General features: G+C 62.6%; 8 protein-coding genes. 6 read left to right on the top strand and 2 right to left on the bottom strand.

Annotated elements, in window-relative coordinates:
• Positions 1 to 38: 38 nt before the first annotated feature.
• The 4 genes from PVV54_RS14150 (at position 39) to pgm (ending at position 6,263) form a co-directional block, all read left to right on the top strand.
• Positions 39 to 524: a GNAT family N-acetyltransferase gene (locus PVV54_RS14150; protein WP_274905849.1), complete on the top strand. Its 486-nt coding sequence runs from the start codon at positions 39 to 41 to the stop codon at positions 522 to 524.
• 106 nt (positions 525 to 630) lie between these two features.
• Entirely contained in the window at positions 631 to 2,283 is a 1,653-nt protein-coding gene (locus tag PVV54_RS14145) for a VRR-NUC domain-containing protein (RefSeq protein ID WP_274905848.1), read from the top strand.
• A complete protein-coding gene (locus PVV54_RS14140; protein WP_274905847.1) occupies positions 2,280 to 4,541 on the top strand; it encodes an ATP-dependent DNA helicase in 2,262 nt (753 codons plus the stop codon). The genes PVV54_RS14145 and PVV54_RS14140 overlap by 4 nt, the downstream gene beginning before the upstream one ends.
• 84 nt (positions 4,542 to 4,625) lie before the next feature.
• The gene (gene pgm / locus PVV54_RS14135; RefSeq protein ID WP_274905846.1) at positions 4,626 to 6,263 is read left to right on the top strand and encodes a phosphoglucomutase (alpha-D-glucose-1,6-bisphosphate-dependent); all 1,638 of its coding nucleotides are present in this window, start codon (positions 4,626 to 4,628) and stop codon (positions 6,261 to 6,263) included.
• 60 nt (positions 6,264 to 6,323) lie between these two features.
• Here pgm and PVV54_RS14130 read toward each other — a convergent pair whose 3' ends face one another.
• Entirely contained in the window at positions 6,324 to 7,022 is a 699-nt protein-coding gene (locus PVV54_RS14130) for a pirin family protein (protein ID WP_274910436.1), read from the bottom strand.
• A 186-nt stretch (positions 7,023 to 7,208) separates the two neighbouring features.
• Between PVV54_RS14130 and PVV54_RS14125 the strand changes: the two genes are divergently transcribed.
• Positions 7,209 to 9,713, top strand: coding sequence for a UvrD-helicase domain-containing protein (locus tag PVV54_RS14125; RefSeq protein ID WP_274905845.1), 2,505 nt, complete (start codon positions 7,209 to 7,211; stop codon positions 9,711 to 9,713).
• A gap of 6 nt (positions 9,714 to 9,719) precedes the next feature.
• Here the strand turns inward: PVV54_RS14125 and PVV54_RS14120 are convergent, their stop codons facing one another.
• Positions 9,720 to 14,561: a dermonecrotic toxin domain-containing protein gene (locus tag PVV54_RS14120; protein WP_274905844.1), complete on the bottom strand. Its 4,842-nt coding sequence runs from the start codon at positions 14,559 to 14,561 to the stop codon at positions 9,720 to 9,722.
• Between the two features lie 191 nt (positions 14,562 to 14,752).
• Here PVV54_RS14120 and PVV54_RS14115 point away from each other — a divergent pair, with 191 nt between their 5' ends.
• A complete protein-coding gene (locus tag PVV54_RS14115) occupies positions 14,753 to 15,679 on the top strand; it encodes an alpha/beta fold hydrolase (RefSeq protein ID WP_274905843.1) in 927 nt (308 codons plus the stop codon).
• The last annotated feature ends 29 nt before the right edge of the window (positions 15,680 to 15,708 follow it).

The raw sequence follows: 15,708 nt of genomic DNA, 5'->3' as shown, positions 1-15,708 counted from the left end.
TTTTATCATGGCGGCCTTTCATTTCTCAGGAGCCCTGCATGAGCACCTTGCGCCACCCCAGCCCGCGGGACGCCGAACGCTGCTTTCAGATCGAGACCGCTGCGTATGAAGGCGATGAGGCGGCAACCCTCGAAAAGATCGCCACGCGCATTGCCCAGTATCCGGAAGGTTTCCTCATTCTTGAAGTGGACGGCGACATTGTCGGTTTCATCAACAGTGGTTGTGCCCATGAAGTGGTAATGTCCGATGAGTCGTTCAAGGAGCTGATAGGCCATGACCCGCTGGCCCCCAATGTGGTGATCATGTCGGTGGTGGTGGACCCGGCCCATCAGGGCAAGGGCTACGCGAAGCTTCTGATGAACGCGTTCATCGAGCAGATGGTGGCTGAGAGCAAGCAAGCCATTCACCTGATGTGCAAGCAGCAACATGTGGAGCTGTACCAGAAGATGGGTTACCAATACGTGCAGCCCTCGCCGTCGGACCATGGCGGCATGGCGTGGCATGAGATGGTTATGCCCCTGTAACTTCTCGCCGTTCGTCGGCAGAGCGACAGCCGGTAGCCGGATGCTTGCCAATCACGTTTATCTGTATGTATAAACAGTGTCGATATCCGCTACCTGACCCTGCCTCGTGATTGCCCACTCCGTTGACGACCCCCTGTATTACCTGCACAACTTCCGCCAGGTGCTGTCGTGGGTGGAACAACGTTATGCCGACCTGCTCGATGAGCAGGAGCAGGCATTCATGCAGGCGTTTGTCAGGCTTGATCAACCGGCTCAGGCGTTGATGGTGCGTATGGTCATGCGCAAGGGCGAGCTGTTTCGCAGTGACAGGCTCGACTACGACGAAGTCGGCGATCCCCGGCAGGCCTTGCAGCCCCTGCAGGCATTGGGGTGGGTGCGCGAGCCGCAAACGCTGAGCCTGGAGCAACTGTTCGCATTGCTGCGCAAGGACGAGCTGGCACAGTGCTTTGCCGGGCAGCTCAGCCGCCCGCGCGCCTCCAAAGCAGACTTGATGTTGCAATTGCAGGCCTTGTCCCTGCCGCCAAGGCCCTTGGGCGACTGGTTTGCAGACGCCCCCGTGCAGATTCTGCAATGGTGTCTGCAGCCGCTGTGCGACCGCATGCGATTGCTTTTTTTCGGCAACCTGTATCAGGACTGGTCGGAGTTCGTGCTGGCCGATATGGGGCTATTGCGCTTCGAAACCGTGCCATTCAGTGCCGGCTCTCGTGCCTTGCAGCGGCGCAGCGAGGTCGACCAGGCCATGGCCCTGCACGATTGTGCCCAGCGCTTGGAGCAGGGTGAAGCGCCGGCAACGATTGCGGCGGCTCTGGCGGGCTTTGCCAGCGACAACCCGTGGCTTGCCCGGCGCCATGCGCGCTTGTTATTCGCCCTGGGCCAGCAATGTGAGCGTTTGGGCGATTGGGAGCAGGCGCTGGCAGTATATGCCCGCAGCAGCCATGCTCAGGCGCGCATCCGTCAGGTACGGGTGCTTGAGCGCAGCGAGCGTTGGCTGCAGGCCCATGAACTGGCCCAGGCAATGGCCAGCGCCCCCGCCAATGCCCTGGAAACCCAGGCACTGGAGCGGATGCTGCCACGCCTGGCACGCAAGCTCGGCGGGCCGCCCGGGCGGCGCAAGCGCGCCACCTCGCCGGAGGTCATCGAACTGGTTCTACCCCGTGAATGTGCGGCACTGGGGGTCGAGGAAGCGGTGCGCCAACACCTGCAGGTGCACGCCGGTGGCCACGTTCATTTTGTGGAAAACACACTGTTCAACAGCCTGTTCGGCCTGCTGTGCTGGGACGCGATTTTCGCCCCGGTGCCCGGTGCGTTTTTCAACCCGTTTCAGGCGGCCCCCCAGGACTTGCACGACAGTGACTTTTATCAGCGCCGCGCTGCGCTGTTCGATGCCTGCCTGGGCCACCTTGATGAAGGGACCCATCGTCAGGCCATTGAGGGTTGTTACGTAGCCAAACACGGCTTGCAGTCGCCCTTCGTGTTCTGGTCGATGCTGGACGAGACGCTGCTCGACCAAGCGCTGGCGTGCCTGCCCGCCCAGCACCTGAAACAGTGTTTTCTGCGCTTGTTGCAAGACATTCGCAGCAACCGCGCCGGCATGCCGGACCTGATTCAGTTCTGGCCTGAGCAAGGGCGGTACCGCATGATCGAGGTCAAAGGGCCGGGCGATCGCCTGCAGGACAACCAACTGCGCTGGCTGGCCTTCTGCGCCGAACATGGCTTGCCGGTTGCGGTGTGCCATGTGCAGTGGAGCGACGCGGCGTGAGTTACCGCGTGGCAGTACGTGCCTTGTGCGAGTTCAGTGCCAAGGTTGGCGACCTGGACCTGCGCTTCACGCCGTCCCCCACGGCCCAGGAAGGCATCGAAGGCCACCGCCGCGTGGTGGCCCGTCGTGCGGCAAGCTATGAAGCGGAAGTCCAGCTTGAGGGCGAGTACAAAGGCTTGCGTGTGCGCGGCAGGGCCGACGGTTATGACCCTGCCCACAACCGTCTCGAAGAGATCAAGACCTACCGGGGTGACCTGGCAAAACAACCGGCCAATCACCGGCAACTGCATTGGGCTCAGGCCAAGGTGTATGGCTGGTTGATGTGCCAGGCCAGGCAATTGCCGGGCATCAATCTGGCCCTCGTGTACCTGGATGTGGACAACGACCGCCAGACGCTGATCAGCGAGCACCACAGCGCCGCAGCCCTGCAAACCTTTTTCGAAACCCAGTGCGAGCGCTTTCTGACCTGGGCCCACACCCAGGCGCAACGCCTGGCCGAGCGCGATCAGGGGCTGCAGGCGCTGGGTTTTCCCTACCCACAGTTTCGCCAGGGTCAGCGGCAACTGGCCGAAACCCTGTACAAGGCGGTCAGCACGGGCCGCTGCCTGATGGCCCAGGCCAGCACGGGTATCGGCAAAACCTTGGGCACGTTGTTCCCCTTGCTCAAGGCCATGGTGCCACAGCAGCTCGACAAGGTGTTTTTCCTGACGGCCAAGACCCCGGGCAGGGCGCTTGCGCTCGATGCCTTGCGCCAGATCACCCAGGCCACCCCACAGCCAGCCCTGCGTACGCTGGAGCTGATTGCCCGGGACAAGGCGTGCGAGCATCCGGACAAGGCCTGCCATGGCGAGTCATGCCCATTGGCCCAAGGTTTCTACGACCGGCTACCCGCTGCCCGAGAGGCCGCTGGCAGGCTGCCTCTGCTGGACCGGGCTGGCCTGCGCGAGGTGGCGTTGGCGCATCAGGTGTGCCCGTACTACCTGGGGCAGGAGATGGCCCGCTGGGTTGATGTGCTGGTAGCCGACTACAACTACTACTTCGACGCCCATGCCCTGCTGCATGGGCTAACCCAGGCCAATCAGTGGCGTGTGGCGGTATTGGTGGACGAAGCACACAATCTGGTGGAGCGCGGGCGCGCCATGTACAGCGCCAGCCTGGACCAAGGCCAACTGCTGGCTTTGCGTCAAAGTAAACCCCACGGGCTGGTCAGTGCGCTGGACCGGCTCAACCGCCAGTGGAATGCGCTTTACAAGGCGCAACGTGCCCCTTACCACGCGTGCGACCAATTGCCGAGCGCCTTTCTGGGGGCGTTGCAACAGTGTATCGGGTTGATTCAGGAGCAATTGAACGTAGCGCCCGCCGCCATGGACACCCAGGTCTTGCAGTTTTTTTACCAGGCCTTGCAGTTCAACCGCGTTGCCGAACTGTTCGACGCGCATTTCCTGTTTGATATCAGCGTACGCGACGGCCCACGCAAGCGACGCCTGGCAAACCTGTGCCTGCGCAACATCAACCCGGCTCGCCTGCTTGGCCCGCGCATGCAGGCCGCACGCAACGTGACGCTGTTTTCCGCCACGCTCAGCCCGCGGCACTTCTACACCGACCTGCTGGGCATGCCGGCCGACACGGCCTGGCTGGAAGTGGCGGCGCCATTTCGGGCCGAACAACTTCAAGTGCGCATCGCCAGCCATGTGTCTACCCGCTATCACCAGCGCCAGGTATCGCTGGCGCCTATCGTTGAGCTCATTGCCGGGCAGTATCAACGCCAGCCAGGCAACTACCTGGCGTTTTTCAGCAGCTTCGAATACCTGCAGCAGGTTGCCACCCAGCTTGCGGCGCAGCACCCGGGCATTCCGTACTGGGCCCAGGCGCCGGGGATGGACGAGGCGGCACGTCAGGGCTTTCTTGAGCGCTTCGTGGCCGATGGCTGCGGGGTTGGCTTTGCGGTACTGGGGGGCGCTTTCGGGGAAGGGGTCGACCTGCCCGGCACACGGTTGATCGGGGCGTTCGTCGCCACGCTGGGCCTGCCGCAGGTAAACCCGGTCAACGAACAGTTCAAACAGCGCCTGGGCCAGCAGTTCGGGGCCGGGTTCGACTACGCCTATCTATACCCGGGTGTGCGCAAGGTAATCCAGGCGGCAGGCCGCGTCATCCGCGGTGATCAGGACCGTGGTGTGCTGGTGCTGATTGACGAGCGTTTTGCCGAACCGCGGGTGCAGCAGATGTTCCCGGGATGGTGGCGCACGGCCAGCGAATAATCCCGACGGACCGTCGCAAGGTGCTGCAACTCCCAGTACACTGCGTGTTCCAACCCCAACATTCGTTGAACTCGAGGTTTTTGCATGACGCTCAGTCCTTTGGCAGGCAAGCCGGCTCCGGCCAGCGTGCTGGTCGATATCCCCCGCCTGCTCACCGCCTACTACACCGGTCGCCCTGACGCCTCCGTGGCGGCCCAGCGTGTGGCCTTCGGCACCTCGGGGCACCGGGGCAGCTCATTCGACCTGAGTTTCAACGAAGACCATGTGCTGGCGATTACCCAGGCCATTTGCCTGTATCGCCAGGAAAAGGGCATTGACGGCCCGCTGTTCATTGGTGCTGACACCCACGCGTTGTCCGCCCCGGCCGCTGCCAGCGCACTGGAAGTACTGGCTGCCAATGGTGTGCAGGTGCGCTTGTCCAAAGACGACGAGTACACGCCAACCCCGGCTGTATCCCACGCCATCCTCTGTTACAACCGCGGCCGTGAGCAGGGCCTGGCCGACGGTATCGTCATCACCCCGTCGCATAACCCGCCGCAAAGCGGTGGTTTCAAGTACAACCCGCCCAATGGCGGCCCGGCCGACAGCGATGTGACCAAATGGGTCGAAGCCAAGGCCAACGAACTGCTGGCTGCCGGGCTGGTGGGTGTCAAACGCATGGACCACAGCCAGGCGCTGGTGGCCGCGACTACCCAGCGTCACGACTATGTGGCCAATTATGTGGCCGACCTTGAGAACGTCATCGATTTCGACGTCATCCGTGGCGCCAACCTGCGCCTGGGCGTCGACCCGCTGGGCGGGGCAGGGGTGCGCTACTGGTCGGCCATCGCCGAGCGCTACCAGTTGAACCTCGAAGTGGTGAACACCGAGGTCGACCCAACCTTCCGCTTCATGACCGTCGACTGGGACGGCCAGATTCGCATGGACCCATCCTCCCCGTATGCCATGCAAGGCCTCATCGGCCTGCGCGAGCGTTTCGACGTTGCCTTTGCCTGCGACCCCGACCATGACCGCCACGGCATCGTCACACCGGACGGCTTGCTGCAGCCAAACAACTACCTGGCCGTGGCCATCGACTACCTGTACCGCAATCGCCCGCAATGGCGTGCCGACGCCGCCGTGGGCAAGACCGTGGTGTCCAGCGGCCTGATCGATCGCGTCACCGAACGCCTGGGCCGCAAGCTGCATGAAGTGCCGGTTGGCTTCAAATTCTTCGCCCAAGGTTTGTTCGAAGGTTCGCTGGGCTTTGGCGGGGAGGAGAGCGCAGGCGCCTCGTTCCTGCGCAAGGACGGTTCGGTGTGGGCCACGGACAAAGACGGGCTGATCCCGGCGCTCCTCGCGGCCGAAATGACCGCCCGCACCGGGCGTAACCCGAGCCAGGCCTATGCCGACCTCACCGAAGCACTGGGCAAGCCGTACGCCACCCGTGTCGAGGCCAAGGCCGATGCCCGCCAGAAGGCATTGCTGAGCAAGCTGGCGCCCGAGCAGGTCAAGTCGACCGAGCTGGCCGGCGAGCCGATCACGCAGATTCTCAGCCATGCCCCAGGCAATGGCCAGGCCATCGGCGGTTTGAAGGTGATGACTGCCAACGGCTGGTTTGCCGCGCGCCCTTCGGGTACCGAAGACATCTACAAGATTTACGCCGAGAGCTTCATCGACGAAGCACACCTGCAGCGGCTGGTGGCTGAGGCGCAAGTGCTTGTGGATGCTGCGCTGGCCTAAGGGTTGAGTGAAACCCTGTAGGCGTGGGCAGGCCCGCGCCTACAGGTTCATCACCTTCATTCAAGCCACATCGACCAGTACGATCTCGCTGTCATCGATCGCTGTCACCCGCAGCACCTCTTCCTGTTCGATGGCAACACCATCGCGCCCCTCGACCCGCAATCCATTGACTTCAATCAGGCCTTTGGCTGGCACCAGGTAACCCCTGCGGCCTGCATCGAAGCGGTATTCGGCGGTTTCGCCGGCGCGCAAGGTAGCGGCCACCAGGCGCGCATCGGTACGAATCTGCAGGCTGTCCTCATCACCGGCGCGGCCGCTGGCCAAGGTGACGAAGCCTTCGCCGCGCTCCCCTTTGGGGAAGGGCCGTGAACCCCACGACGGCGCATCGCCAACGCGCTCCGGCACGATCCAGATCTGGAAGATGCGGGTGTCGACGTCTTCCAGGTTGTACTCGCTGTGCACGATGCCGGTACCGGCACTCATCACCTGAACATCGCCCGCTTCGGTGCGGCCTTTGTTACCCAGGCTGTCCTGGTGGGTGATGGCACCTTCGCGTACATAGGTGATGATTTCCATGTCCCGGTGCGGGTGTGGTGGGAAGCCACTGCCGGCGGCAATCAGGTCATCGTTCCAGACCCTCAGGTTGCCCCAGTGCATGCGCGCCGGGTCGTAGTATTCGGCGAACGAAAAGTGGTGGTGGGCGTCCAGCCAGCCGTGGTTGGCATGGCCGAGGCTTTTAAAGGGTCGCAGTTGCAGCATCATCGTGCTCCTTGAATCGGTGGAATGGGGCCATGATGCGGCAAAGAAAGATCGAAAATAAGCGTAAATATCGGCTAATAAAAATCGATAACATAGATGTATTAATATGCCATCCAACCTGCGATTCATCGCCTAATCCACTGATCTGCAAGCATTCGCTGGCGATTTTTGGCGGATGCGGCCAACATGGCCGCTGTTTCGACTTTCAACGGAGTGACCGTGGCCCACGAGCAACCCCAGGCCCCCGCCGAACTGACCCCGCCCGCCCAGTTGCCCTGGTTCCGCCGGCTGGCCGCGCGCCTGCTTGGCCGTGGCCTGACCCGGCTGCAGGCGCAACACCGCGATTCCTGGTTCCTGGGCCATGCCACCGGCCAGCGCAGCGGTCATGCCGACGGGCTGCGTGAAGGCTTCGAACACGGGCGAGCCGAGGGGTATGAAGCGGGCCGCCACGTTCTGGTGATCCGCGACATGCGCCCTGATGGCGCTGCAGTGCCAGGGCAGGATGACAACTTGTTTGACGACTGGCGCCTGCCGTTGACGGCCGAACTGAAAAAACGCTTCAAGGCCGATGTGGCGCAGCGCCTGCCCGCCGACGCGCAGCCCAGTGCCGCGCAGTGGAAGCTGATTTTCAGTGACACGCCATCTACCTGCGTGGTGGCAGGTGCCGGGGCGGGCAAGTCCACGTCCCTGGTGCTGCGTATTCTGCTGTTGCGCCACTACCTGGGTTACGAGCTGGATGCGATGACCGTGGTGACCTTCACCCGCGAGTCGCGCAAAGACTTCATCAAGCGCCTGTTGCAGGTGTTCGCCCTTTGGCAGCTCGACCTGCCGCCGGCCAGCGCCCGCGAGCTGGTACGCACCTTTCACTCTCGCATCCTGCCGCTGGTGCGCAGTTTGCCGGGCTTCAACCAGGTACGCGCCTTTGAAACCCTGGGCAATGAGCTGCCAGGCGGCCGCGAAGCGGACGCCGACAGCAACCCGTTCGACCTGCGCCTGAACGATGCCCAGCGCCAGCAGCTGAACCAGTGCTACAGCGATCTGCACCATGCCAGCGCTAGGTTTGCCGACATCGTGGCCACACTGCGCCGCGAGGCCCTGCAACTCAAACCGCTGGACCCGGACCACCCCGACGTGCAAAAGCGCGTGCAGGTAACGCAACTCGCGGCCCAGCGCGATGAAGAGTTGTGTGACGTGATCGAAGATTTGTGGTTTGGAGCAGGCGCCTGGCCGATCAAAGGCATAGAGCCATGCCGCGAAACCGTCGAGATCCGTGGCCAGCGCTTCCATGTGCATGGCCGCCTGGAGGGCCTTGGCGCCTGGGTGGTGTTAGGCTTTGACCCGTCGGAGAGTGCCCAGTACCAACGCCCGGGGGCCAAGCTTGCGGTGCGCGCCGAATGGGCCGTGAAGCGTACCCTGCTGCAGGCGTTCTGCGACAAGCCGCTGATCTGGCTCGACAACTATGCCATGGCGCGGCGCCTGGCCGCTTCGCTGGCGGGCGACGCGGTGGCCGGCCCCGGCTTCGAATACAAGGTCAAGGGTGAACTGGCCCCGGCGCCATTGCTCGATGCATTTGTCGGTGCGGCCAACTTCATCGAGAACCTCGGGCTGGAGGTCAACACAGCCGTGGCCGCCATGAGCTTCCCGGCAGGTGACAGCGACGCGCTGTTTTTTGAGGCGTTGGCCCTGTACTGGAAGGCACTGGAAGCGCACTTGCTCAAGCAGTCGCCGCCTGTGATGAGCTACAACCGCATGTTCGCCCTGTTTGGTGAGAACAATCCGGAAAACCTGCACCTGCTCCCCGACCCGCTGCTGCGGCCACTGGCCCACCTGATGATCGATGAGTTCCAGGATGTGTCGCCGCAAATCGTTAGCTGGCTGCGTGCCAGCCTGCGCGAAATCCGCCGCCGAGGCCCAGCCATGCACATAGGGCGCAATGCTGGCCACGCCTCGTTGTTGTGTGTAGGGGATGACTGGCAGTCCATTTACGGCTGGCGGGGCAGTTCGCCCAAGTACTTCATGGAGTTCACCAAGGCCTTCCCGTCACCGGCCAATACCCGCGTCATGCTGGTCGACAATTACAGGTGCCAGCAACAGGTGATCGACGCGGCCGAGCACCTGGTCAAAGGGGCACCCGCCATCGTCGGCAAGAAGGCACGGGCTGCTGGGCCGGCGGCGCAACTGCCGGGCACGCCGGTGAAAGTGTTCGACCGTGACGAAGCGGCGCTCGGCCAGACCCTGCTGGAGCACTATGAGCGCGGTGAGTCGGTGATGATGCTGTACCGCAAAGGCAGCGACAAAGCGGTAATGAACGATCACCTGCACAGCGTGCTGCAGGCCGAAGCGGCATTGCCCGCCGAGCAACGGCGCTTGCGCCAGCTGACTTACCACAGTGCCAAGGGGCTGCAGGCGGATGCCGTGTTCATGCTCGGTGACTGCCAGTACCTCACCAGTTCGCCCTACAAGAACCAGGTATACCGCCAGGCGGGCCTGGGCCGTGGTGGTGATGCCCAGCCGTTTGACACGGCGCAGAAGGAGGAAGTGCAGCGCTTGGCGTATGTGGCGGTAACGCGCGCGGTCAGCCACTGTTACTGGCATGTTGAAGCGGCTAACGGCGACGCGCCGGTTGTATCGCGTGCGTCGAGCCAGGTGGACGGCCGGCAAGCCTTCTTCGAAGACCTGCGCGGCCAGTAGCAGGTGTCAGCTGTTGGAGTCCTGCTCGTCGGTCAGGGTTTTGTACAAAGCGTTTTGCTGCTGTTCAAGCCCTGACTTGAGGCTTTTGGCCGCTTCGTTGTATTGATGACTGTTCAGGCTTACCCTGCGCAATTGGCCACCGGCATCCAGCGGTGATTCCGGCAGGTGCTCGGTGAGCGCGGTCACCACAACCTCATCCAGCGCTGTAACGCTATCGCTGCCTGCATCCAGGCAGTACTGCAGGTAGTCGTACCCAGCAAGCCAGCGTTCCTCCAGCGTGCTGAAGCGGCTGGTGAAGCGCTGTTTCAACAGCCGCTGCCAAGCGGGCTGCAGGGCGATCCAGCCCCTGCGCTTGATGGGGGCACGGTCAAGTGCGGTGACTGCCTGCTCCACGTTGAATTCGACCGTCGTGGAAATTTGCGCGGTCTCCCGGTACATCATGCCCTGGCTCGGCTCCGGGAAGTCGAGCACTTCTGCCAGTGCCTGGCGAAGCGCCAGACGCATTTCGATCAGGTCAACGCCACCTGCCAACAAGGCTTCGTCAGTGATGTCATCGAGTGTATCCAGTGCCGGGAGGTTGGTGGCATCCGCTGTTTCGCCTGGAGCCTGTAGCTGGCTCTGGCGCTCCAGACGGTTGAGTTGGATGCGCTCGGCAAGGTAATTGACCCGGTCCCTACGGTAGAGCTTGCGCATGAAATTGAACAGGTAAGGGGTGATGTTCGAGTCCTCGGCCAGCTCGCGGTAGGAAAGCGCTTCCACTTCAAGGGTGCTGAGCGCGTCGGCGCCTGCGTCCTCGCAGGTTGCCGGGAACTCTGCTGCCACGCTTTCCAGGTGCTCGCGCAATGCCTGGTCTTGCGATGCCTGAGTCAGCAGTTGCCACACCTGCTGCGCCATTCCTCGGGGGTTGGCGGTTGCTTGTAGTGTGTCGCCCGAGCGCCTGATGGCCCACTCCAGATGCGGGTACTCGTGCGTTTCAAACATGTCTTCCCACAACTGCAACCGGGCTTCGCTGGCGTCCTGCAACCAGCGGTTGCCTTCGATGTCCATTTCTCGTCTGGCTATCCTGGCGCCCACTGCGCGCAAGCGCTGATTGGTTGCTGCCTCCAGATCGTTTTCGTTGAATTCCCAGTATGCCCGGTTGGAAGTGCGGCGCAGGGCGTTGGCAAAGGGGCTGGCCAGCACTTGATCCAGGTCCGGTACTTCGCGGATCGGGTTGGCGCTCAGGTCCAGATTGTTGAGCTTCAGGTCCGGCTGTGACATCCGTTGTGTAAGCCCCTGTGGCCAGTCTTGCAGGTAGCAATTTCGCAATTGCAGGTTGCGCAGTTGGGTCAGGCCGGTCAGGTCGGGGCCGTGCTGCAGCGGGTTGTTGGTCAGACGCAGGTCTTGCAGTTTAATCAGGCCATTGAAGTGGCTGGCCAGGTCGGCATTCAGATGGATGCGATTGTTTTCCAGGTCCAGCGCCTCGAGTGGGAGCTGTTTGAGGGTGTTCAGGTCGGCTTCGGTGAGTCGCAAGTCGTTGCGCCGTAAACTCAAACGACGCAGCCTGCCAAGCCCGGCCAGGTGCTCGCGCATCACGTCGCTGAAGATACCGATGCGGTTGTTGCCCAGCTCCAGCGTTTGCAATTCAGGAGTGAACCGCAAGGCCCTGAACAGGCTATCGAAGTCCATCTCGGGGTTTTGCGCCAGACGCAGGGTTTGGAGCTGCGGGAAGCTTTGGAAGAACGATTCAGGCAGTTGCGTAAGGCCCAGGTTGCGCAGTTGCATGCTGGTGATGTGGTCGAAACGCGCGGGCAGCGATGGCAACGTGTCAACTTGTAGTGCATCTATTGTCAGGGTGTCTGGCTGGTCACGGCGCCATGCCCCGTTGATCAGCTCACGGGCGTGCCTGCGTGCCGCTTGCTGGTCCACCGGTGCTTGCTTTTCCCAATCTTGCAGGGCCCTGTCGAGGGTGTTGCGTTCAAGTTCCAGGGCTCTGAGCTGGGGGGCCACATCGCCTCTCAGGCGCAGTTGCCCAAGCAGGGCGTTACGTTGTTCCCTGCTGAGGTTGGGGTAGAGCTCCCGCAGTCGGCTGCCGGCGGTGCTGATCCAGTTAAGTCTGCCGCTCAGTGGATAGCCCAGGCGCCCGCCCGCCAGGTGCATTGGCGAGCGATAGCCCGGCCGGATCGGTTGTTGGCCGATCAGCGTGGCGGCCTTTGCACGGTCGGCTACGGCAAGCTGAAAGCGCTGGTTGGCCGTGCTGAGCGGATGTTCGGTTGTGAGCCTGGCATCCAGCAGTGCGCTGTCAGCATTGGCCAGCCCAGGGCGATACAGCCCCAGCAGCGCCTTGCCCAACCGAGCCTGTGCCTGGAGCACGCGCGCTTCTTCAGCAATGCGAAGCGGCACGCGGCCGCTGGCCAGGCGCTGACGCTCACTGGCACTGGCGCGCGCCATGATTTGCTCGACTGCGCGCGGGGGCAAGCCTTTGAACTGGTTGGCCAGGGTCTGGGCTTCGGCACTCAGCTTCGGGGGCCGGTAGGTATACAGGCGTTCGAACAGGGCCTGGCGGTTGTTCTCCAGATGTTGCGCGAGTTTGTTGCTCAAGGTTTTGGCACGTTCTGCTGCTGGAGTACCCTCCGGCAGCAATCCGTTCATGGCGTCCTCCTCCAGTTGTTCGACAATGCGGTCACTGAGCTGGCCTTGCTCCAGCTCACCGCGGTTTACCTCGATCTCGACTGTGTATTCAGCCTCCGAAGGGCCGTAGATTGCGTAATCTCCCCAGCTTTCCGGCCCATGGTAGGCCTTGATGACATGGTCCTCGGGCCAGCCCTCCAGTTCAGTCACGCTGGGCAGGGCGAAGTTCTTGTAGGCAGCGAGAGGCTTGCCATTGCGCACGCGGTCGATGATGTCGTCTGCTTGCTGGTCGCACCTGAGGCGGTCCAGGATGTCGGCAAGCAGTGCCGGAGGTTGCAGCGCGGCGCTTTGGGTATAGCGCAGCACGTCGCCCTGCACCCCGGAACACTGCAATGCCGCGTCCAGGTCTGCGTCTGCCAGCCCGTTGCTGATCGGCCCCAGGCGCTTGAGCAATTGCGGTTCTTCCCAAAGTAGTGGTTGTTCGTGTACTGCTCGCCAGGCGCCTTCACCGTTGTCCAGCATCTCGGGGCGGTATGCTTGCGGGTCTTGCGGGTGGGCGAGCCGCCAGTGGTTTGTATCCTCTACCTGTTCGTAGAGTTTGCTGTCCATCCTGATGAATTTCTGGTTCTCCACCGTGTAGCGGCCTTGGCTGTCGGCTTCCAGGTGCTCGGGTATCGATTGCAATGTGTCATAACCCTTCAGGGTAGGGCTCCACAGATACTCGCGCCCGTCCTTGAGAATGCTGCGCATGCCATCGACAAAGCCGGAAGATCTCAGTACCGACGCACCCACACCGATCGCACCCACCACGGCAACATTCACCAGGATCGATTGCAACTGGGCCAGCGCTTCTGCGTTGTCGCCGGCCTCCCAGGCCTCGATGCCGTGGAACACGCTGCCCATGATCTGCGCAGCCCCCAGCGTCAGCATGAGGGTGTTCAGCCCCGGTACGAACATGGCGGCGATGTTGAACACGGTCATACCCATGTCGAACCAGTACTCGAGGTTTTTCAGTCGCACATTGGCATCGACGTCCGCGGTTGGCACTGCAATCCAGCGGGCGTCCGATTTGAGCCTGACCAGATGATTCGCCTCAAGCTTCGCCCACGGCTTGCCTGGCAACGGCGTGAAAATGGATTCCAGGTGAATAGAGCTGCGCGGCTCCAGCAGCGCGTCCGCCTGGTCGGCATTGCTGAACAGTGCCCGACGCAAGCGCAGCTTCAGTTCCGCCTGCTGCTGTTGCGGGGCAAGGGCGACGAAGCGGTTGCGGTAGTCGGTGGCCACCAGCTTTTCGCGCAAGTACTTACGGGCCAGGCCCAGCGACGCGAACTCTTGGATGGGGTCATCATCGATCGGGTTGTAGAGAAAGACTGGATCGTGCTCGCCATTCACAGCGGGCGCGATGAACAACACTTCATGGATCGGGACGTTGAGCAACTGGACCTGGCTGCACTCCAGGGGGCGGCCGTTGTAGGCCACCGTGGCTGTGTCGGAACACAGGTCGTGCAAGGCCATCGATGCCATCGGGCTGAGGTTGTTCTTGCAACTGGCGATACGCGCCTGCACGCGAAATTCATCCTGCCTGGCTTTGATGGCCAAGGCGCGTAGCGCGCTTTTGTTTTCGCCCTCGAACACCTCGGCCAGGTGCACCTGGTAGCGTTTTCCCAGGTCAAGCTCACGGCAGTGGTCGATGAAGTCGGCCAGGGTCAGGCCTTCGAGTGGCTGGGTGTTTTGTGCGCTAGTTTGCAGCCGGCTGAGGGTTGTGGTGTCCGTGGTACCTTCGAAATTGTGCAATGCCGCTTCCAGCAGGCTGCGCAGCTGTGGATCACCGTCAGGCTCGATATCGCCTGGCTGGAACAGCGGCGGCGGGGTGTTGGGGACCGTCACACCGTGTTTGACCTTTACGCGCTGATAAACGTACTGCGCTTGGTCAACAGACACATCCAGCGCCAGCCGTTTCTGCAGCAGCGGTGTGCAGAATTCGGTCATGCCTTGCAACGGCGCCAGCGCGTCATGCAGTGCCTTGCGGCTGGCATCACGCACGGCAATGGCGCCGAGCAACGCCTGGCGGGTCAAGTCTTCAGCGGAGCTGTACCACTCGTAGGCAACGCCATCGGCGTCAAGGTAGTCCTTTTTCAGGCTTTGCATGATGCGTGTGGCGTGGTCGCGATGCAGTGCCTTGCTCCAGGCGGGCAGGGTGCGGGTGATTTGTTGCAGGTGGAATGGGGGACGGCTCATGTGCGCGCTCCGGTGAGAGGGAGGCGTTATGGAATACCGTTGGGGTGCCAAGGGTGCGGTAGATAGATGCCCGCATGGGTCGGTCTGGTGTACGTAACTGTCGGCGACGGACCAGCAGCAGCCGTTGAGGTGCGCCAAGGTAACTTGCAGGCCTGACGAGCACGCGCCAGGCCCAGTCAGGGAGAGAAAGCATGGGTTTGCCATTCAGTCCCAAGGATCATTTGCTGGACCTCGACGGCATTGAAATCGCCGTGCGCTGCTGGGGGCCGGAGGAGGGGATCCCGGTGTTGGCCTTGCATGGTTGGCTGGACAACGCCGCATCGTTCGAACGCCTGGCCCCTCAGCTCGACGGCTGTTTCGTGATCGCCCCCGACCTGGTCGGGCACGGCCGCTCCGACCACCGGCGGCACGACAGTGGCTATTACCTGTGGGAGCACGCCGAGGACATGCTGGCGGTAACCGAAAGCCTGGGCCTCGGGCAGTTTCATGTGTTGGCACATGGCATGGGGACCGGCGTTGCCTCGTTGCTCGCCGCCATGACCAGTGGCATCGTCAGCATGACCTTCCTCGACGGCATGGGCGCACCGTTCACCGTTGCCGAGGATGACCGCGTGCATCACCTGGCACGTGCCTACCGGCTCAAACGCATGGTGCAGCGCAGCCAGTTGCAAGGGTTCAGCGAACCCGATGGCAGCCGCTTCGACACCGTGCAGACAGCCCTGGAACAACGGCGCAGACGCCTGGATGGCGAGTTGTCGGAGGATGCCGCGCGGCTGCTGGCCCTGCGCGACTTGCTGCAGGTGGGTGATGGTTACTGCTGGCGCCATGACCCGCGCCTGGTCCTGCCCGAACCCATGCCACTGACCGAACGCGAGGCGTGCGAACTGCTGAGGGAAATCCGCTGCCCCCTGTACCTCATGCTGGGCCGGCAGGGCGCGTTCAGTGGCGATGTCTTCGCCCTGCGTGAGGCGTCATTGCCGGCCCAGGCCAAGGTTTCGTGGCACCCCGGCGGGCACCATTTCCACCTTGAGGCGCCGGACCGCGCGCTGGTCGATCAGTTGTTGCGAACCCTTGCCCGGCACGAAGGCGGGCTGCTGCAGCGCCAGGTCAACGAATAGGTGGCGAGTGGGCTATGGTGGTGAGCGTA

This window comes from Pseudomonas sp. PSKL.D1 (assembly GCF_028898945.1).
Classification (GTDB): Bacteria; Pseudomonadota; Gammaproteobacteria; order Pseudomonadales; family Pseudomonadaceae; genus Aquipseudomonas.
This window is presented reverse-complemented; position numbering and strand designations above follow the sequence as displayed.

What these genes read in the sequence shown, in the direction of transcription:
- PVV54_RS14150 (WP_274905849.1), top strand. Translation starts at nt 39, where the DNA reads ATGAGCACCTTGCGCCACCCCAGCCCGCGGGACGCCGAACGCTGCTTT.
- PVV54_RS14130 (WP_274910436.1), bottom strand. Translation starts at nt 7,022, where the DNA reads ATGCTGCAACTGCGACCCTTTAAAAGCCTCGGCCATGCCAACCACGGC.
- PVV54_RS14120 (WP_274905844.1), bottom strand. Translation starts at nt 14,561, where the DNA reads ATGAGCCGTCCCCCATTCCACCTGCAACAAATCACCCGCACCCTGCCC.
- PVV54_RS14125 (WP_274905845.1), top strand. Translation starts at nt 7,209, where the DNA reads ATGGCCGCTGTTTCGACTTTCAACGGAGTGACCGTGGCCCACGAGCAA.
- pgm (WP_274905846.1), top strand. Translation starts at nt 4,626, where the DNA reads ATGACGCTCAGTCCTTTGGCAGGCAAGCCGGCTCCGGCCAGCGTGCTG.
- PVV54_RS14115 (WP_274905843.1), top strand. Translation starts at nt 14,753, where the DNA reads ATGGGTTTGCCATTCAGTCCCAAGGATCATTTGCTGGACCTCGACGGC.